Here is a 19782-nt window from a genome sequence, read left to right as displayed (position 1 = left end):
CGATTATAAATTCTTTAGGGTGAAGATTATAAACAGAATTTATTAAAGGTAAAAGGACTCCTAGTTATGCTTAAAAGTATTTAAGTATAATTAATTCAGTGTTCGATTACAATAGAAGTAGCTAACCACACAAAGGAATTTCAAATCATGAGATTTCAAGTCGCCTGCTGTAGTTTTGCAAATGATTGTTTGCTATTTGTATATATTTTTCTTGGAATAATTTTCCTTTTCTATTGGACCAATTGTTAATGGTATTTACAATGTCTTCTTGGGTTATTCCTGGATTATCTTTTTTTATAAAATCTACAGTTGCTAGGATTTCTAACGAAAGCGCAGACTGAAAACCATCAATTAGTTTTACCAAATTAGAAAGCCTTGTTCTCTGTTCCGAGCTCAATTCTTTCTTCACATAATCGCTTACTTCCATCAACTTGTCATATTGCAGTTCAAGCGGCTCAAATGCTTTAGCATTCATCTGCTCTAAACCTTTCAGGTATTTACCATTTACATTATGTAACAAATGTTCCACCTGCACAGCATATGGTCCATAGTGATAAGCTTTAAATTTTAGATTTTTCAAACTCTTTTCACCCAGCCTTTGAAGAAAGTAAGCCAACTTGTTTGCCACAAATAAACTTGCATTTTCTCCTAATGATTCATAATAATACATGGAATAAAGTAGCATCGCTCTTGCGGGAGTTAATTTGACTTCTTTATTTGACTCCTGTTGTTTCAAAATTTCTTTTACCGCTTCATTTGGTTCAAATACCTGAATATTTACTCCAGTTAAGTTACCAAGATACTTTTCAATCAATGATCTTACTTTGTCCCATTTTAATCCACCATTACCACACCCTAAAGGTGGGATCGCTATGCTTTCAATTTTGTGTTCAACAATAACCTTGGCTAATTCTTTCAATCCTTCCTCAACATACTCGTACTTGGATTTCAAATACCATTCGGTCTTTGTAGGGAAGTTGATTATAGTTTTTTCACCTTGTAGAGTTTGCTCTTTCACTACCAGCAATTGACCAGGATGCAATTCTTTTTTCTTACAGGCAGCTGCGTACAATTTATAATTCATTGGAAATGCTTCTTTGAATTGCAAAGCAATTCCTTTACCCATAACTCCAACTGTATTCACAGTATTTACTAGTGCTTGGGCTTGAGCTTCTAATAAGTTTCCTTTGATATATTCCATTAGTAATAAAATTTATTATTTGGATCAACAAGAACGGGGATGTCTAATCCAAGTCGAGTTACTATTTCTTCAACAAATGTTTTTCTTGCTTCATTCAGCACCACTATACCGCTAATACAGCTAACAGGTACATGATGTTTTACTAAAAATTCAGCTTGCTTTCTAACTTGTCTATCTATGAATTCTTCAACAGGATACCAATATCGTAAATTTACAACATCCCAATGAATTTTATTAATGTCATTTAAGTCATTGTAAAATTCCGTTACCATTTGATCTTTAGCATGACCATCAGTAAAACACCATTCTCTACAGTTTTCTACTACATTATTCAATCGACATACAATGTAAATTATTTCACCTTGTGGCCTTTGAGTAATGCCTCTGTAACCAGTTTTAATATTGAGTAACATAGGTGAAAGAGGACCGAAATAAAAGGGAATATATTCACCTAAAACACCATTAGGAGGAGTAATACCAACTGGATATTCATTTCGTTGAGTAATTAATCCACGATCACCTATATTGATATAATTAGGGTCTGCTTGGATATGATTTCTCGTGTACATTCCATGTGTCAACAGATATTCCACGTTATTGATATGAACTATTCTGAAAAGTCTAACAATATTTGGTTGTTTCCCTGACATTTAAATTTAATGTAACAATTTAATTAGAAATCATAAAACACCCTAACTAGGATATTTTTTTATTAAATGAATAGCCTGAAAAATTATTTTTCTTTCAAAACTTTAACAAACTCCTCTCTAAGTTTTTCAAGCTGTCTTTCAAATACTTCAATCGTTTCTTTTAATGGGTTGTTAATATTTTCAACATTGGCATTAATGCTAGAAGCATTAACACCGCTATTTTCGTAGAAATTAATGGTATTATAAAGTACTTTCTCTTCACTAAAATCTTTCAGTCCTTCAAATGTTACTTCTAAAGCACTCGCAATTTCTTTCAATTTATCATCAGAAATATTTTCAGACTGTTCTAATTTTGATATTGCTTGCTTTGTAATTCCTCCGAGCCTTTGTCCTAAGTCTGCTTGGGTTATACCTCTTAATTTCCTTACCCTTTCAACTTTACGGCCCTTATGAAAAGATAATATTTCTTTTAGATCACTCATTTTATTTGTTTTTTAATATTTCAATCTTTTCTCTTTCACTTTGCAATAATCTCTCATAAAGTTCGACCACTTTATCTAGAGGATTAAAAATTTGACTAATCCCATTAGAATTTTCAGAAATAGTTGAATTCTCAATTTTGTTAGAGATATTGTATAGTGCAGAATCTAAATCAAATTTCTCTAAAAACTCTTGAGAAACACCTAATGCATCTGCAATTTGAGATAAAATTTCTTTTTCAATTACATCAAGATTTTCTAGTCTAGACAATTCTGATTGAGAAATACTTAAATCAAAGGCCAGTGATTCTTGTTTAATCCCCTTTAATTGTCTTAATTTTGCTACTTTCTCTCCATCTTTCATATATTCAGTTTTAGATATAAGATAAATGTCAACCTTTTTTATATAAAAGTCAACCTTGAATATTTATTTTTTCAATAATTATTGAATTACTTGCTGATGTGATTAGACATCTGAAAAATAGAACAATATCTAATGTTTCATACGAGTTCTTCATTATAGAACTTATGTGGAATTATATTGAGCCTATCTCAAAGTTCGAAATCCTCTTTGAGCGCAAGCCAAAGAACCCTATTTAAACCTATTATTCCCAAGAGCCATCTACTCAGATACGCTTTTCCAAAACACATACGTCATGGATGCGCTCGCCAATCTTCCTATCCTATCGCTCCTGCAGAAGCCCCGATAGGCAAGACCCAAAATCAATCTTCTTAACCCAAGTCTAACAGAGGATATTCCCCTGAATGGAATTGTCTTGTCTAAGATTTAAGAAACTCAAATGCGAGAATTGTACCAAGTACCACGTACCATGTACAAAGATTTGGCTTCGCTGTCAATCTGATTGCTAATTCTCCAAATCCATTCAGTTTCCCTCTAGACTTCAAACACTCAAAGTATGAAAACACAAAAAAACATGCTTACTGGGATTGCTATGCCCTCTCGTCAATCCGACTACACTGTCATTTTGTCTCGTCCTGAAAATGGTTGACACTTTTATTGTTCAAATATAGTTAGTATTTCAATTTCTAAGAAGTTTGGGATAACTTACAATACCACGATGAAGCGGAGGCAAGCTCTGCTGAGGAGCAACTTGCCAAGGAATAGTCGTTTGGTCCGATAGTGTTGCTATTTTCAGACCGGATCTTAACAGGTTCGGTCTTCTTTTTCCAGCTGTACTTATTCCCAATAACGCGTTCGGTATCATGCCTTAGAAAACCTTCGTCATGTACTTGGTTTGGCGTAAGATTACTCCCCAGTCCTTCGTGCGGTCTCATATCATTATAGATTTTGATGATCTGACTTATATATTTTTGTGCATTGACACCTTGTTCTCTAGCAATATCATCCAACCACTCTTCTTTAAGAATACCGTTTACTCTTTCTGCTATGGCATTTTCATGTGGGGAGGCAGGCTTCGTCATACTGATCCAGACTTTTTTCTTTTTTAAAAGGTCCGTGTAATCATAACTGCAGTACTGTACCCCACGGTCTGAGTGATGAATCAGGGAGTATGGTTCAATGTATTTCTGAGATTGAAAAGCCATTTTTAGGGCATCAAGCGCCGATTCAGCCTTCAGGTCAAAAGAAAGATTCCAGCCCACTATTTTCTGGGAATAAGCATCTGTAATAAGATACAGATACATGACTTCCCTGTTAAGCTCGACATAGGTAATATCGGAGACCCATAACTGGTTGGGTCTTGAGACAACCATATTTTCAACAAGATTATGGTACTTCCTTAGCCAATGATGGCTCTGGGTAGTGAAAAACCTCCTTTTTCTCTTAGTAACTAATAATCCGTTCATACGAAGCAGATCAAACAGTTTATCTCTGCCTATCTTGATTTTATGTAGGGTTAAATCTTTCTTTATCAAAGAATACATTTTTCTCAACCCCCACCTGGATGTTTTAGCCTTCTTCCTGATCTTGAGAACAAAACTTAGCACCAAATCTTCCTCAAATGCCTCTTTACAAACATTATTGATACCTTTATAGTAACCTTGTCTGCTCTTGCCAAACAATCCACAAAGTTGAGCCAAGCTTATCCTTGGCTCTTCTTCTTTGAGTCTTTGAACTGCTTGGCACCAGACTTTTTTTCAAGATCCAGCCCATATTCTTCTTTGGCAATATCGACCATGATCTGATATGCCCTGCCCTTTAACTGGCTAAGCTTCAACTCTTCTTCAAGTTGCTTAATACGAGCTTTTAACTCGTTGTTGGAATCCTGTTTTTCTGACATGTTTCTTAATATCGGAAGAGGGTCCTTAGGAACTCTCCTTTCTAAACCAGCAAAAATCCTCATCCATTCCAAGATAGCGGATTTACTTTTAATTCCATAAACATGCCTTGCTTGTTCTTTAGTCAAAGTACCTGATAGTACTTCCATAACAATTTTTCTCTTTGCCTCCTCAGAGAATTTTTCTGTCTTTCGCATTTTGTCCGATTATAGGTTTACAATTTCTAGTAAAATTGTGTCAACCTATTTCAGTACACGACCCGATTCATCCCCTCTGAGCCTGCCCCGCAGAATTGCGGGGGGCTAATTTCCCTGACTAGATTTATTATTCTTTAGTACATACACTATCAATTCCTAGTCTTCAAGAGCCACCCTAATTGAGTCAGCTTTTTAGATAATCCTCAAAATTTACTCCAACCGTCTGATGCGGGCGGGACGACGGAGATCCGGGCCGGCGCTGGCCTTGTGCGTTGATAGAGCCTGTCCCGATCTTTATATCGGGAATATCTCCGTCTTGACTTTTTTGTTACTTTTTGCGTCAAGGCAAAAAGTAAGAGGAAAAAATATAAAATGCTTCAACACTTTCTCTCACTACTCAAAATCAACCTTCATCCTTTCTAAATTGACTTTCTCTCTATCGTCCCGAGAAACATCTCTTCTCTCTTACATATCCACCGCCGGGACTCCCGGTCAGGTGTACGCATTCCTTTACCATGCACTGCGGCGCATTACAAAAGTGGTGACTATAAAGGATTTTCTGCGCCTTGTACATGGCTATTCAATGTTAAGCCCGCTTCGGGGCTTCCTTCCTTGATTTTTTTCATCACTCAGACTTTATCATTTCAACTCCTTTCCTCAGCGACCCTCCGTGCCTCCTCTGAGCAACTCGGTGTAATAAAAGGACTTTGCTCTTTAAACTTTTCCCTTCAATTAGCCAATTACTTAAATTATATCATTGTGCTCATTGTGACTCTTGGAGCTCTTCGTGTCAATCTATAGCGCTTCAGCGCCATAATTTATAATCCCTCCAAATCGAATTTCCGATCATCAAATACTAACTACCTCCCAAATCCCTTAAGTCCTAATTCGTTCAATTAGATAAATTAGTGGTCTTCCTTTTTTCCTTTTGCCTTACATTTCCTAACTGCCACACTCGACATTCGAAATTCAACATTCATCATTTTTCATCCCATCGCCATCATCTTTATTTATCCTCTGTGCATCTCGGTGCCTGCTCGGTGTAATAAAAGATCTTTGAACTCTTTTTCCTTTTACTACGAATTCCCTATCGTCCCGAGAGATACCTCTTTTCCCTAATATATCCACCGCCGGGACTCCCGGTCAGGTGTGCGCACTTTTCAACCATGCACGGCGGCGCATTACAAAAAGTGGTGACTATAAAGGATTTTCTGCGCCTTGTACATGGCTATTCAATGTTAAGCCCGCTTCGGGGCTTCCTTCCTTGTTTTTTTTCATCACTCAGACTTTATCATTTCAACTCCTTTCCTCAGCGACCCTCCGTGCCTCCTCTGAGCAACTCGGTGTAATAAAAGGACTTTGCTCTTTAAACTTTTTCCTTCAATTAGCCAGTTACTTAAATTATATCATTGTGCTCATTGTGACTCTTGGAGCTCTTCGTGTCAATCTATAGCGCTTCAGCGCCATAATTTATAAATCCCTATAAATCGAATTTCCGATCATCAAATACTAACTACCTCCCAAATCCCTTAAGTCCTAATTCGTTCAATTAGATAAATTAGTGGTCGCCCTTTTTTCCTTTAACCTTGTGTCATTCATCTTTTCAATACCTCTAAAACCCCCACAGCTCTTTTTCCTGCCAACTCATTCATCTTTCCATTAACCTCCTGCAAAAAGACAATCCCCATCACAAGAAACAATACCTCTTCTTCTTGCAACGCACTGCCCAAATCCATTTCTTTAATCCCATTTAAATCAAGAGAATCATCTAAATCAAGAATATTCCCCTGATATTCCTGATAACCTACTTTTTCATTGACTTCATGAAGCCTACACCATAATAGATCTACTCTATAATGTGTAGCTCCTCCAGGAGTAGTCTTTTTATCCATACCTCCAATTTTATTAAAATCTACTTGAACTATTTGTCCTTGATAATCAACAGCAGGTAAGTTTGCAATCAGACTCTTCAAAGAAGTAGCTTCAAAATCGAATCCTTTCATTAAATCTAAATCTCCAAATCGCAACCTTCTACAGCCATATACACTGACAGGGTCGGATTGAACTACCTTATGCATTTTTGAAGTCAACCTTCCATGTAAACCATCATGTCTGCCTGGATTCAGAAGACCTACACATGACCGGGATAGTTTAGCCGCGAATTTCGAGGCATGCCCAAATTCAGAACTTACCCTTCTAGAGTTCTCAAATTCTGGACCTTCCTTTAATCTTTTCTTTTTGGGGCTTCCTTTTGACCTGGAATAAAACTTTCCATTTCTCTTGTAAAAGATAACATTTCCCATTGTTCCTTCTAGCGTTAATGATCCTGTTTGCTTAGCCATAATTTCTTGGTGTTTGATTGGACTCTAAAATAATGATAATTAGTGACTTATCCTATACAAACACGTATTAACTCCGTATCATATCCGTATCAATACCATATCAGACACGTATCAAACATAAAGCAGACTATAGCCAAACTAGACATAAAGTCTGTTTAAAGCTATTTTTAATAAGATTCTGTTTAATTTTAAACCTTAGTGTTCCTTGTGGTAAAAGCCATTAAACTACAAAAGGAAAAAAAATTACTCAAAGGTCCCAAGGGATTTATCATGTGGGAAGAATTCCTAGTGTACCTTTGTTCCTTCTTAGTGTACCTTGTGGTTAAAAACATTTCACCACAAAGTGAATAAAGCTTCGAACAAAAGTCACGAAGAGCTTATTTAAAAATTTCTAGAATTGAAAGTTAATTATCAGATTTCAATCTCCAGGTAAGCCTACCTTCTTACTTTCCAAGGTCTTGCGTAAGTCAACTTTTCGATTTTTCAACCCAATTATTGCAAGAAGCTAATTTCAATCATCCGTGTACATTTCACCATCGACCTTTAAATTCATTTCTTTAGAATTTTAAGATGCTCTACTTGGTTGCCCCAAATGATCTCTAATATGGCAACACCTCTTCCTATTGGGTCAAGCATTTGCCTAAGCTGATTGTTTATTTCAAAAATGTCTTTAATAATCAGTTGCTTGTTTTCCAAACTACTATAATTCGATAATAGACGTATCGAGATTTCTTCTCCATTATAATTTTCCCTATTGAGTAATTCTAAGCGAATCTCTTCACCATTGCTGGGGTTAGGATAAACTCTCCAAGTGCCTTTCCCATCCATAGGTCCTACTTTCAAAGAAATTACTTCACTCAATGATGATTTTACTTCTAGGTCAACTTGCTTTAATCTATAATAGATATTCCCGCCAGCAAGTGGGAGAGAAGAATCTTTAAAATTATATTCAATAGGCATATCAGAATTGATTGCACCATTCACCTCACTAAGAACTTCCCATGACTTGATATCATTCACTGACCTTTCAATGATAAAATGAGAATTACTTTTTTCAGATGCCGTTATCCAATTGATTTCATTGGATCTATCCTGACTGTTGTGTTTTGCTGTGAAGGAAAGATATTCGACTGGGAGAACTCCAAAATTTAAGATGGCACAAATATTTACTGTATCTGAATTCCAAGAAATGTTACCAGATTGACCTGTTGGTGTTGGGTTCGGTGACCCAGCTGAAGGACATGTTATATCACCCGTCCAGCCAACAATATCAAGTCCAGATTCTATTTTAATTTCAGAGTCCCCAAACTCTAGACTTGCACCAGGACCTTGAAGATTAATTGTTACTCCATCAAAAGTATAACTATTCTTTATACCACTATTGTCATTTTCTGAGTCAAAAATAATCTTCCCTCCTTCTTCAACACAGACATCTACATATTTGAGTTCAGAAATCCATGCTAAATTTAAGGTTGCACCATTTTTAACAATTATACAACCTCTATTGGTAGCTGATAAACCTTCAATACTGAATGCCTCGGTATTTCCATTGCTTCTTGATGTACCAAGAGTCATAAAAACACCTGACTCTACTACCAAACCTCGTATAGTAATTGTATTATTTGTAGACCATCTATAAAAGCCATTACCTGAAAATCCGAAAATTTGATTGGATGCCCCACTATTATTATTGTTATTCCCAAACGTATAGGAAATAGGGTTTTCTAAGGTTCCACCAGTTGTTAATGAAACATTAGTACTAGGAGTACAGGTAGGACAAGTCTGTCCAAAGCTTTCAACTGAAAAAATAACACATAAGAGAAGTATTAGTGCAAAGACACTTCGAGTTTTAATCAAGAAATTTTTACGCATAAAGTGGTGATATAACTATTGAAATGGGGTGAATGTTTCCAATAATTACTAAGGCACACGAATATAAGTAGAGAATTGTTATTTGTAGGGACTATGACAAAAACTGTGTAAGTTGGTTTAGCTACTTACGAAGTTAAAGTTATACCTCGAAATTCTCTGTGTGATTTAGAAGAAATCGCACAGAGAATTTGAGGAACCCGCGGTAGGCGAATACCCGATCTGTGTGTGGACAATTTCTTACCTTTAACACACAGATTGCAAAAATGAAAAAAGAAGATCTATTAAATGATGATTTCCTCAAGCAGTTCAAGACTGCAGGGGAGCTCAATTCCTTTCTTCAACAGCTTCAGAAAAGAGCTGTCGAGAAAATGCTTGAAGGCGAGTTAGATGCCCATCTTGGTTATGAAAAGCATCAGAACTCCGATAATTCCAATTCAAGAAATGGCCATTCCAGCAAAACCATAAAGAACTCCTTTGGAGAAGCTGAAATCAAAGTCCCAAGAGACCGGGACGGCAGCTTTGAGCCTGCCCTTGTGCCCAAACGCAAAAGGATGGCAGAGGGCGTTGAAAACGTGATCATATCCATGTATGCTAAGGGAATGTCAAACCAGGACATCGAAGAGCAGATCCGGGAGCTTTATGACATCAATGTATCCACTTCCACCATCTCAAGGGTTACCAGTGCCGTAGCGGAGGATATTGTTGCATGGAGAAACAGGCCACTTGACCCTGTATACCTGATCGTTTGGATGGATGGTATATCCTTCAAAGTCAGGGAGAACTCCAAAGTAGTTAATAAGACCGTTTATATTGCTGTTGGCCTCAGAACTAACGGCCTCAAAGAGATACTCGGCCTTTGGCTTGGTAAGAATGAATCTTCCGCTTTTTGGATGGGGGTACTCACTGACCTGAAAGCCAGAGGGGTTGAAGATATTCTCATAACAGCAACTGATAACCTGAACGGGTTTACTGATACAATAAAGGCCTCCTTCCCTCAGTCAGTCACCCAGATATGTGTTGTCCACCAGATCAGAAATGCATGTAGATATGTCGTATGGAAAGACCGTAAGGCCTTTACTAGGGATATGAAGGAAATTTATACCGCCCCTACTAAGGACGCCGCATGGGCTGCTCTTAACGATTTTGCCAAAAAATGGGACTCCAAATACTCGTATGCAATCAAAAGCTGGAGGGACAACTGGGATGAACTCACCGTTTTCTTCGATTACCCGGTTGAAATCCGCAAAATCATCTATACCACCAACCTGATTGAAAACCTGAATGGAAAGATCAGAAAATACACCAAAAACAAGCTCTCTTTCCCAACAGATGATGCTGTTATGAAGTCTGTTTTCCTCGCTGCAAGAGAAGCATCGAAAAAATGGACTATGCCCATTCGGGACTGGGGCACTATTCTTAACAGTTTCCTGCTTATATTTGGTGATAGGGTCAGGCTTCTTGAAACCTGACCATAAAATCATAATTTAAAGTTTACACACTTATCGGGATAGTGTCTATTTGTAAGAATTTTCCCGTATTTTATTTACTAAAAAATGTAATTAATATACTGTTTAATGGAATTTATCATCAGTTCTTTTTAAGCTTATAAACAAACGTATTCGTATCATTTTGTAACTTAATGAAATACAAACCTGCCTTTAACTTTTCAGTTTCTAAATTCACTTCATTCGTTGTGCTTTTTGAACCACTATTCTGGATAATTCTTCCTGAATAATCTGATAAACTCCAATTAAATTGGTTCAAATCCTTTCCTTTTATTATAATTTGATTTGTAAAAGGGTTTGGAAAAACTTTAATATCCCAAGTAGGGCTAAAATCCACTCGGATGACTTTGGATAAATTATAACTGCCATCTAAATCAAATTGAGCTAAGCGGTAATAATTGATCCCAATCCTAGGAAGGGTATCAATCCATTCATATTGGGTAACTTGATCAGTGAACCCAAAAGCCTGAACTTCTCCGATATTTGCCCATGTTTGGATGTCTTTAGATCGCTGTACCAAAAAGTGATCGCTGTAACGCTCTTTGGCCGTCGCCCAATTTAAAAGAACAGATTCTTGCTCTAGCTTTCCATGGAATTTCAACCAATCAACTGGAAGCTCTGAAATGGGTTCTGTTGTTGCACTTGCATAGTTGTTGTCATCACGGGTTTCAGGTATTAGTGTGCTGCTGTATGTCTCTACAAAATTGAAATAATCTATTGCATCTTGCACTTCGACTACAATAGTTAAAGTTGCCGTTTCCCAACTCTCAAGTATTCCTACATCCCATATTGCAGGACTAGAAAGGGGGTCATAAGTTCCTTGAGAAGCTGTGTGACTGACATACGAATATCCAACAGGCATATTTTCTTCTAACACTACCTCTCTAGCAATACTATGCCCCTGATTTTCAACAGTTATTGTAAAAATAATTTCATCTCCAACTTCTGGTTTCATGGCAGAAACAGACTTTCCTGCTACTAAGTCATATTCTATGAGACGTATTCCAAAGTTTGCATTGCTGAGGGATGCATTATCAACCACGATATTGGGAAGAATACTATTTACTAATCCATCATGCCCCTCTCCTATACCCAAAAACTCCCCAGTGCTTTCATAATAGTTTGGAAGTACTAAATCTGGAGCAATTTGCCCCAAAGTCGGAAGTTGAGTAGTCAGCATAATACTGAAAGTTCCATTTGGAACATCATTGATCACAAAAGTACCGTCTGATTGTACAGTGGTAAAACTGACCACATTATTCAAATCATTGATTAAAACTGCATACAGATTTGTTAAATCTACCCCTGTACCGTTTACAGTATTATCTGAAAGGGCATTGATGTCTTCATATACATTTCCTGAAATAGAAAGAAAAGTGAATCCACTTGTCCTTTCGACGACTCTGTAGAAAGAAGCTGTCCAAGTATTGATGGTTTTATTATTACTAAACCCATTATCCCCAGTTGCCCACCAAATATGTTCAGGGCTCTCTACTCCAGTTACATTCACAGCAATAGATTGAGGACTATCGGATGGCGTCAATCCGGTTCTGGAAATATTTGAATCATCCCAAAAATAAACTCATTACTTAAAGCTCCAGGGCGGATGTTTGTAACTTCAATCCCAAGGTTCTGCTCCAAATCATAAATTGGAAAATGAACAGGGAAAAAAGCCACGGAAGCAATAAAATTCACTTCTCCACCACTTGGTAATTCGACACCATTGGCATCTTCGCCATTCCAATAGATCGTATAATTTCCAGGGCTTTCATAGATGGCAGAAAGAATGACATCCGTATTGTCAAATTCTCCGTTTCCATTGATGTCGATCAAAATATCGACAATGGCTGGTAAGCTAATATTAATGTTGACGTTTGCTTCTCCACCTGTCGCAGGCGCAGCTTTCTCACTGTAAATGATATCCAGAACAGCCGACGGCGGAGTAGTAGAAGCCCAGATACTGGGATCGGGGTCATTGATAAATAACGGGTATTGGTAATTATTAGAGGATGTGCCAGCTATGGACTTTCTATTTTCTTCAAATGATAAGTGATTCCTTGGTCCATCTTGATTGGCAAAAAAATTAGTCCATCCGCCAGATGATCCGTCAAATTTGATTCGCTTGACAAAATAGTCATTTGTAGCAGCGGTGTAGGTATTGTCTATGGGTACATAGAATCCAAAATCTTGGTGAAATGAATAAGCATCTGCTTGCCCTTTATTTTGAATCATTAAATTGTTTTGAGCAGCATTAGACCTAGAATTCGAAGTGCTCCAATATCTCGAATAAACCCTGCCTTTCTGTTCAGTATAGTTTTCAGGAGTCCCTGATGCCGCAGTGATGTCCCAAAAGTTTATATTGAATCCACTGGGTATGATTAAATCGTCAGTCCCAGAAATTTCTACCCAAAAAGCTCTATCTGCTCCAGTATCATTGATAAATGACAGGCCTGTATAGCCTGTACCAGTGACTTGGGTAGGGCCAGTGTGTGCGGCAAGTTCATCGGCAGGACGGCCAAACCCACCGCCTGCATCACTTGGATTGATTTCGTAACCTCCATGAAATGATCTGGAAGTACCTGTAGTTCCTTGCGGGAAAAAACCGGAAGAAGTTGCATCATAAAACCATCGTACTCGAATATTTCCAGTTGATCCACTTCTTCTAAATCCCCAAAATACGGTCTCGCCTTGTTTTACATAAACATACAACCGATGCCCTGCATTATAACCAGGAGTTCCTGAAGGAACCATCATGGACCCTCTTACTGTCAGTCCAGACACAGCTTGGTTTCCCGGTACCCAAAGCATACTTTGTCGATTTGTTGCGGTGCCCCAATCCCCAGAGCCTTCAGCATGGCTTTCATCAATTTTGACAATCAAAAACAATAAAAATAGAATCAAAGAAGCCTTTCCCAAAGAATGAAACTTCTTAGTCCAATTTATTGCTTTGATATTTGTAAAATCAATCTTCAACTTTCCCTGGGTTTGAATTTTTTAAAGTGATTTGACCATAGGGTGTAACCTTCTGAAAGCAAATATCATATAGGAAAAAATGCTAAACAATTTATTAGTTTACAAAGCGGTTTTAAGTATGCAAAATCCAAATTTTTAGCTAGATTCATTCTACTAATTTCTTAGAAAAATAAATTGATTTATTTTTAGAAAAAATTAACCCCTACCAAGTTAATGATAGGGGTTATAAGCTTTTTAAAACAGGTCGTTTTTTAGCTGTTCATACTGATCAAAAACTCAGCATTGTCTCTTGTTCCACGCATTCTCTGAAGTAAGAATTCCATGGCCTCTTGAGAGTTCATATCAGACATCAACTTGCGGAGTATCCATACACGCTGCATTTCTTCTTTGTCCATCAATAAATCCTCTCTTCTCGTGCCTGAGCTTGGTACATCGATAGCAGGGTAGATTCTTCTATTAGATAGTTTTCTATCTAGTGCAAGTTCCATGTTTCCAGTTCCTTTGAATTCCTCAAAAATCACTTCATCCATCTTAGAACCTGTTTCCACCAAGGCTGTAGCGATGATAGTCAATGAACCACCATTTTCTACATTTCTTGCTGCTCCAAAGAATCTCTTAGGCTTATGCAAAGCATTGGCATCCACACCACCTGAAAGGATTTTTCCTGATGAAGGTACGACTGTATTATAAGCTCTTGCTAGTCTAGTGATGGAATCGAGTAGAATCACAACATCGTGACCACATTCCACCATTCTTTTTGCTTTCTCTAGTACGATAGAAGCTACTTTCACATGACGATCAGCTTGCTCGTCAAAAGTCGAGGATATTACCTCAGCTTTTACGGATCTTGCCATATCTGTTACTTCTTCTGGTCTTTCATCGATCAAAAGAATCATCAAATGTACCTCAGGGTGATTTTCTGAGATAGCATTGGCGATTTGTTGAAGAAGAACGGTCTTACCTGTCTTAGGTTGAGCGACGATCATACCTCTTTGACCTTTACCGATTGGAGCAAATAAATCAAGAATTCTTGTAGAGTAATTATCAGCTCTTGTCGTAAGGTTAAGTCTTTCCTCTGGGAAAAGTGGAGTCAAATACTCAAAAGGTATTCTATCTCTGATTTCTTCTGAAGTTTTTCCATTGACCGTGATGACTTTTAGAAGTGCGAAATATTTTTCTCCTTCTTTTGGTGGTCTAATGGTTCCTTTAATGTGATCACCTGTCTTAAGACCAAAAAGTTTGATTTGTGATGGTGATACATAAATATCATCCGGAGATGCGAGGTAATTGTAATCTAAAGATCTCAAAAAGCCGTAGCCCTCTGTCATGATCTCAAGTACACCTTCATTTTCGATGATGCCTTCAAATTCCTTAGGACTTACATAAGTTTTTCTCTTGTTTGGAACTACCTCTGCTGAAGAAATATGTGCTTCTTCGATATCTTTGATGTTTTTTCTTCTTGGAAGCTCTACTTCTGTTTCTTGTACTGGAGTAGAAGAAGCGGGTTTTTCACCTTCAATTTCATCGATAACCCTTTTTCTAGGTCTGATAAATTTTGGTTTTTCTTCGTCAGTTGTAGCAGAAGGAATTGATTTTTTTGATTCTATAGAAGGTTCAGCCTTCGGTTTCTCTTGCTCTCTTTTTGGATTATCCTCCTTGTTATTCGAGTGCTCTCTTTTTTTAGGTTGATTTTCTCTTGGAGATTTTTCACGAGCTGTGACCTTATCTTCTGTTTTAGCTTCTTCTTTTGGAAGTTCGGTTACATTTTGTCTTCTAAACTTCGGCTTGCTGTCTCCTTCTTCTGATTTGGGTGATTCAGATTTTTTGGTTTCAGTAACTTTCTGTTCGGTTTGGTTTTGTTCAACCTCGGCTACAGATGGTTTTTTCTTGGGAAGTGCCTTTTCTGGGGTGATGGCTTGCTGATCTAATATTGCATATACCAGATCGTCTTTTTTAAGTGTCTTAAAATTTTTTACTCCCAACTCCTCTGCAATGTCTTTCAATTCAGAAAGAAGTCTGATTCTTAATTCTTCTATGTTATACATAAAAAGCTTATGATGTTGATTAATTTACTAAAGATGTGTTTTGATAAACTGTTATTGAGTATTACTGAACTGAATTAAAAATATATTCAGGAAAGTATAAAATCCACGGGGAGAGGATTTTGAAATACTGTTACGCCACAATATTACACCATACATTCTACATACGCAAATTTTTGGCAGAATGACTTTTTTCTCAAGAAATCAACTGTCGAAGGACTTTTACAGATTTCCAAGGATTACTGTCTTCCAAGTGTTGGGAATAAAACACCAAAAAGTGATCTAAAAGCACTTTTCTGACACTTGATGGAATGGTTTGCTCACATGAAAATGACGAACGAATCAACAAATCAAGTGCATCTCTTTCCGAAATTAATTGGGTTTGAGATTTAATTTCATGTATGATTTCATCAAAAAACGAAGCAGAATCAATTGGTGCAAAGCCAAGGTAATTAGACATTTCTAAAAGAAATACAATCGGATAGATCGCTAGCTTTACCTCTTGACTGTCTAAATGTGCCAAAGCGGATTCAAGAAAATCGTATAATTGGTCATTTTGGTAATTCTCAAAAATCGATTTTGCTAAAACTTCTGCCACAAACATCGCTATTCCTGAGCGAATAAAATCAAACGGAATAAGTTGATAGGGGAGTTGTAATTTTGCTTCTGAGATCCGATTCAAACCTGCTCCTTCTTTATCATACACAACCAAGTCTAATTGGGTGAGCGGTTGATAAAGCGCCATCTTGGATTTTCCAGAGCTACTTCTTACCCCATTGATGATGTAGGATTTTAGACCTAATTCTCTTGTGAAAATTTTTACAATAATCGATGTTTCTTTGTATCGAATATAGGAAATGACTACACCTTTGGTTTTTTTCTGCATCAGATGATTACAAATTTTCCTGCCACGCGCTCTCTTCCAAATTCATCCCTGACATATACTAAATACACACCGGAAAGAGGCCTATTCCCAGAATTATCTAATAGATTCCAAGACAACTTGCCTCCTCTTACTTGTTTTGAGAGCACAACTCTTCCCGATGAATTTGTGATTTTTACCTCAGCAAAATCTGAGAGACCTTCTATACTCAAAAGTCCATTAAAATCAGGTCTTACTGGGTTAGGATAAATTTTTAAGGGTTCTAAAGTTTCAAAGGAGCCAATTGTTCCTGTTCTATAAGTAATCCCTCCCTCAGGAAGAACAATTAGCAATTCCCCAGAACGATCATCAAAAGTTAAATTGACAATTTCATTTGAATAGATTGGACTATTTTGTCTGGTAAAATGATTTAAAAGTACAGTCCCCTGATCGGAGAAGTTCCAAAGTCCATTTGTAGCCGTTCCCAACCACAAACTCAAATCCGGCGCTGTAGCAATTGCAGTTATGGATTCACCATTTAATAAAGCTGCGTTTTCGAATAAAGGTTGTATGGCATTGATGGAAGAACTGTTATTTACTGATGGAGCATTGGGTATAAAAACAATTCCAGTACTCAATCCAATCCAAAGTCTATTTTCTCGATCTAATCCTATATCTTGTATGACACCATTAGGTAATCCTCCTTGATTATTTGCTGTGGATATTACTCTGTTTAAGCCAGAGTCTTCATTGAAAACCCTCAAAACTGTAAATCCAGAATTGTTTGATTGTAAAATCCACAGGTTACCTGCTGGATCGACTTGGATCTTTTGAGGAAAATTCAACCCTTGAACAGCAACATTTTCAATAGATCCATCTGCTTGAATCTTCAACAATCTACTCAGATTATCTTCTATGCCCACCCAAATTTGACCCATATTGTCTTTCTGGAGCAAACGAATAGAGGCATTTTCGGGAAGTCCTTGAAGTGAAATTTTTGAAAGGCTTTCATTTTCTATAAGCCAAAGTCCATCACCTCTTGTTGCAATGTATTGCAGTTCTCCTAATGATTGTGAAGCTATAGCATGTTCTGGAAAATCAAGCCTTTGCCATATCCCTTCCACAATTTGAGAACTTGCAGCCCCTGAAGACTGGCGAACTCCCCCAGAAATATCTCTGAAAGTAGGGAATGCAAAAATGATATTTTCATCAATGCCGAAGTGCTGTATTTTTGTATTAGGACCTGTTGGAGAATAGAAAGTAGCATCAGAGGACTTTAAGATTCCTAGTCCTGGCACACTCAAGTAGATGTCATTATCTATCAAGTGAAAATCCGAAAAACTGCTTGATGAAGCATATACTTCTCGAAATGAACCGCTAGATTCAATTTTGAATATTTTATTGTCTTTTTGGAAATACAGACCGGAAGAAAAAGATTTCAATGATTGGCTATTTTCAGTACCAAAAATCAACTCCGCATCAGTTCCTCTTACTAAATATAGGTTAGTATCATTTCCCAATGCGATCAATGAATTTTCTATTCGTTCAATTTCTTTAAATCCACCTGAAATGGCAGAATTGCTTAATGTCCAATTTCTGAAATCCTTCAAGTTTGTACTTTTATTTCCAATTAAGATTCCCAAATCAGTGGCTAAATAGAAGCTGTTTTCAGCTTCCGCAATGTCATTGATGGGAATAGAGCTGCCATTTGTTCCAATATTGATATAAGAATCTATGAACCTACCTGATTGAGCATCGATAATGCCAATCCCATAATTTCCAGCCAAAAAAGCATTCTGATCTATTATTTTGATAGAATTGATTTGCTTACTTTCTAGTTGCGTATTATTGCGCAAGGTGTTGATTGTGATGATATCATTTTCTCCAACTAGATCAATGGTTCCATCTGAATAAGCTAGAATGAGTTTTTTACTCTGTGAATCAAAAGTGGCCGTGGTAAAATCATGTCCATACAGGCCATCGATTTTGGTGATAGGATTAGCTTCCTGAGAGCTGATGGAAAAGTAAAATAAGCTTTCTTCTCCAACATGAAAAATAGTCTGATCAGACCCAGTTAACTTTGCGGGGTCGAGATAGGAATGATGGGTTTTCCAAGTTCCTACCGGAATATTTGATTGAGAAAAAGCAATTAAAGGGATCAAGACAAAAATCAATGATATACCTACAATTTTCCAAAGAGAATCGAGATTTCCTTTCAAGAATTTATCGAAGAATTCTAATTTTTGGAAGTGATTTGAATTGATTTTTTGCTTCATTGATCAGCCGGATTAATTTTTTTCTTCATAGAAGCATTTTCTACACCTTGCCTCGTAGCTGTCTTTTTCTCCCAACATCACTTTGTCTTTCGTATCTGAAAGTCTATAAGAATAAGAAGCCAAATCTCCACATTTCATACATATCGCATGAACCTTTGTGACATATTCTGCGATAGCAAGCAGTTGTGGCATAGGCTCAAATGCCTTGCCTTCAAAATCCATATCCAAACCTGCAAGAATAACTCTCTTTCCGCCATTGGCAAGAACATTGGCAATATGCACGATATGATTATCAAAAAACTGTACCTCATCTATTCCTACCACATCACAATCACCTGCAAGCAAAAGGATATCTTCGGCAAAGTTAACCGGAGTTGATCGGATGGCGTTTTCATTGTGAGAGACGACATCAAGTTCATGGTATCGTTTATCAATGGACGGCTTAAAAATTTCAACTTTTTGCTTGGCAATCAGGGCACGGTTCAATCGGCGAATCAGTTCTTCAGTCTTCCCTGAGAACATTGATCCACAAATCACCTCAATGTGACCCTTCTTATCTTTTTTATTCTTTATACTGATAAACGGCTCTATAAACATTTTTTCTTTTTAGAGTGAGATTTTAGACGTGAGACTCAAGATTTAAGACACAAGAATCAAGACAAAAGATTTAACCACCTAACTCGCTACTCCCCAACTTTTCAACTTTTAAACCTTGCAACCTTACATCCACTTAGCAAGACCAATCTTCCAATTTTTAATTTTTCTGATCTTCTAACCTCCTAATCACTATATTCCATGTGTGGAAATTTATTGACCTCTGCCACTCTGATTTTTAGTGTTCCTGATTTTAATTCTGCTTGGCAAGTTAATCTTTCATTCAGTTTTAATCTTTCTTTTTCTCTAAAAAATTCCTCTCTTTCGGTCAAAGGACCAAGGTTTTCAATACCCTCAGTGATGATCATTTTGCATGTAGTACATCTTCCTTTTTTGCCACAAGCATGCATCCAATCGACGAAGTTTTCGTGAATTATCTCAATAACCTTGCGCTTATTTTCTTGAGAAATAATTTCTTTGTTATTTAGATTCTCAATAATAATTTTCAGCATGATTTCTGCTCCACTTAA

General features: G+C 37.1%; 16 protein-coding genes. 1 reads left to right on the top strand and 15 read right to left on the bottom strand.

The window, feature by feature from the left end:
* Positions 1–145 precede the first annotated feature (145 nt).
* The 8 genes from darG to BELBA_RS02845 all read right to left on the bottom strand — a co-directional run bounded on the left by darG (position 146) and on the right by BELBA_RS02845 (position 9000).
* Positions 146–1201 (bottom strand): type II toxin-antitoxin system antitoxin DNA ADP-ribosyl glycohydrolase DarG, encoded by a 1056-nt coding sequence (gene darG / locus BELBA_RS02880; protein WP_014771256.1) that lies wholly within the window; start codon positions 1199–1201, stop codon positions 146–148.
* A complete protein-coding gene (darT, locus tag BELBA_RS02875) occupies positions 1201–1851 on the bottom strand; it encodes a type II toxin-antitoxin system toxin DNA ADP-ribosyl transferase DarT (RefSeq protein ID WP_014771255.1) in 651 nt (216 codons plus the stop codon). Before darT ends, darG begins: the two co-directional genes overlap by 1 nt.
* Positions 1852–1934: 83 nt before the next feature.
* Positions 1935–2333 (bottom strand): helix-turn-helix domain-containing protein, encoded by a 399-nt coding sequence (locus BELBA_RS02870; RefSeq protein ID WP_014771254.1) that lies wholly within the window; start codon positions 2331–2333, stop codon positions 1935–1937.
* Position 2334: 1 nt separating this feature from the next.
* Positions 2335–2694 (bottom strand): helix-turn-helix domain-containing protein, encoded by a 360-nt coding sequence (locus BELBA_RS02865; protein WP_014771253.1) that lies wholly within the window; start codon positions 2692–2694, stop codon positions 2335–2337.
* A 683-nt stretch (positions 2695–3377) separates the two neighbouring features.
* Positions 3378–4391 (bottom strand): IS3 family transposase, encoded by a 1014-nt coding sequence (locus BELBA_RS02860; RefSeq protein WP_014771252.1) that lies wholly within the window; start codon positions 4389–4391, stop codon positions 3378–3380.
* A gap of 2 nt (positions 4392–4393) precedes the next feature.
* Positions 4394–4786 (bottom strand): hypothetical protein, encoded by a 393-nt coding sequence (locus tag BELBA_RS02855; protein ID WP_014770964.1) that lies wholly within the window; start codon positions 4784–4786, stop codon positions 4394–4396.
* 1595 nt (positions 4787–6381) lie between these two features.
* The gene (locus tag BELBA_RS02850) at positions 6382–7128 is read right to left on the bottom strand and encodes a hypothetical protein (protein ID WP_014771250.1); all 747 of its coding nucleotides are present in this window, start codon (positions 7126–7128) and stop codon (positions 6382–6384) included.
* A gap of 549 nt (positions 7129–7677) precedes the next feature.
* Entirely contained in the window at positions 7678–9000 is a 1323-nt protein-coding gene (locus tag BELBA_RS02845; protein ID WP_014771249.1) for a fibronectin type III domain-containing protein, read from the bottom strand.
* A gap of 263 nt (positions 9001–9263) precedes the next feature.
* Between BELBA_RS02845 and BELBA_RS02840 the strand changes: the two genes are divergently transcribed.
* Positions 9264–10469, top strand: a complete 1206-nt coding sequence (locus BELBA_RS02840; protein ID WP_014771248.1) for an IS256 family transposase — start codon at positions 9264–9266, stop codon at positions 10467–10469.
* Between the two features lie 118 nt (positions 10470–10587).
* Here BELBA_RS02840 and BELBA_RS02835 read toward each other — a convergent pair whose 3' ends face one another.
* The 7 genes from BELBA_RS02835 to BELBA_RS02805 all read right to left on the bottom strand — a co-directional run bounded on the left by BELBA_RS02835 (position 10588) and on the right by BELBA_RS02805 (position 19764).
* The gene (locus tag BELBA_RS02835) at positions 10588–12048 is read right to left on the bottom strand and encodes a T9SS type A sorting domain-containing protein (RefSeq protein WP_014771247.1); all 1461 of its coding nucleotides are present in this window, start codon (positions 12046–12048) and stop codon (positions 10588–10590) included.
* The gene (locus tag BELBA_RS02830) at positions 12045–13478 is read right to left on the bottom strand and encodes a hypothetical protein (protein ID WP_014771246.1); all 1434 of its coding nucleotides are present in this window, start codon (positions 13476–13478) and stop codon (positions 12045–12047) included. Before BELBA_RS02830 ends, BELBA_RS02835 begins: the two co-directional genes overlap by 4 nt.
* 251 nt (positions 13479–13729) lie before the next feature.
* Positions 13730–15523 carry a transcription termination factor Rho gene (gene rho, locus BELBA_RS02825; RefSeq protein ID WP_014771245.1) on the bottom strand — a complete coding sequence of 598 codons (1794 nt, stop codon included), beginning with the start codon at positions 15521–15523 and terminating at the stop codon, positions 13730–13732.
* A gap of 193 nt (positions 15524–15716) precedes the next feature.
* Complete coding sequence (gene recO / locus BELBA_RS02820) at positions 15717–16406, bottom strand: DNA repair protein RecO (RefSeq protein WP_014771244.1); 690 nt, start codon at positions 16404–16406, stop codon at positions 15717–15719.
* Complete coding sequence (locus BELBA_RS02815; RefSeq protein WP_014771243.1) at positions 16406–18658, bottom strand: PorZ beta-propeller-like domain-containing protein; 2253 nt, start codon at positions 18656–18658, stop codon at positions 16406–16408. The genes recO and BELBA_RS02815 overlap by 1 nt, the downstream gene beginning before the upstream one ends.
* Before the next feature lie 12 nt (positions 18659–18670).
* A complete protein-coding gene (locus BELBA_RS02810) occupies positions 18671–19255 on the bottom strand; it encodes a thymidine kinase (RefSeq protein WP_014771242.1) in 585 nt (194 codons plus the stop codon).
* A gap of 182 nt (positions 19256–19437) precedes the next feature.
* Positions 19438–19764: a 2Fe-2S iron-sulfur cluster-binding protein gene (locus tag BELBA_RS02805; protein ID WP_014771241.1), complete on the bottom strand. Its 327-nt coding sequence runs from the start codon at positions 19762–19764 to the stop codon at positions 19438–19440.
* Positions 19765–19782: the final 18 nt, after the last annotated feature.

Origin of the sequence: Belliella baltica DSM 15883 (assembly GCF_000265405.1) — a bacterium.
In the GTDB taxonomy this organism is placed as follows: Bacteria; Bacteroidota; Bacteroidia; order Cytophagales; family Cyclobacteriaceae; genus Belliella; species Belliella baltica.
Note: the sequence above shows the minus strand (reverse complement) of the source record. Positions and strands in the feature narration are given on the sequence as shown.

Bases quoted from the DNA above. Each gene is read 5' to 3' on its own strand.
- darG (WP_014771256.1), bottom strand. From the start codon at position 1,201: ATGGAATATATCAAAGGAAACTTATTAGAAGCTCAAGCCCAAGCACTA.
- darT (WP_014771255.1), bottom strand. From the start codon at position 1,851: ATGTCAGGGAAACAACCAAATATTGTTAGACTTTTCAGAATAGTTCAT.
- BELBA_RS02870 (WP_014771254.1), bottom strand. From the start codon at position 2,333: ATGAGTGATCTAAAAGAAATATTATCTTTTCATAAGGGCCGTAAAGTT.
- BELBA_RS02865 (WP_014771253.1), bottom strand. From the start codon at position 2,694: ATGAAAGATGGAGAGAAAGTAGCAAAATTAAGACAATTAAAGGGGATT.
- BELBA_RS02855 (WP_014770964.1), bottom strand. From the start codon at position 4,786: ATGCGAAAGACAGAAAAATTCTCTGAGGAGGCAAAGAGAAAAATTGTT.
- BELBA_RS02850 (WP_014771250.1), bottom strand. From the start codon at position 7,128: ATGGCTAAGCAAACAGGATCATTAACGCTAGAAGGAACAATGGGAAAT.
- BELBA_RS02845 (WP_014771249.1), bottom strand. From the start codon at position 9,000: ATGCGTAAAAATTTCTTGATTAAAACTCGAAGTGTCTTTGCACTAATA.
- BELBA_RS02840 (WP_014771248.1), top strand. From the start codon at position 9,264: ATGAAAAAAGAAGATCTATTAAATGATGATTTCCTCAAGCAGTTCAAG.
- rho (WP_014771245.1), bottom strand. From the start codon at position 15,523: ATGTATAACATAGAAGAATTAAGAATCAGACTTCTTTCTGAATTGAAA.
- recO (WP_014771244.1), bottom strand. From the start codon at position 16,406: ATGCAGAAAAAAACCAAAGGTGTAGTCATTTCCTATATTCGATACAAA.
- BELBA_RS02815 (WP_014771243.1), bottom strand. From the start codon at position 18,658: ATGAAGCAAAAAATCAATTCAAATCACTTCCAAAAATTAGAATTCTTC.
- BELBA_RS02810 (WP_014771242.1), bottom strand. From the start codon at position 19,255: ATGTTTATAGAGCCGTTTATCAGTATAAAGAATAAAAAAGATAAGAAG.
- BELBA_RS02805 (WP_014771241.1), bottom strand. From the start codon at position 19,764: ATGCTGAAAATTATTATTGAGAATCTAAATAACAAAGAAATTATTTCT.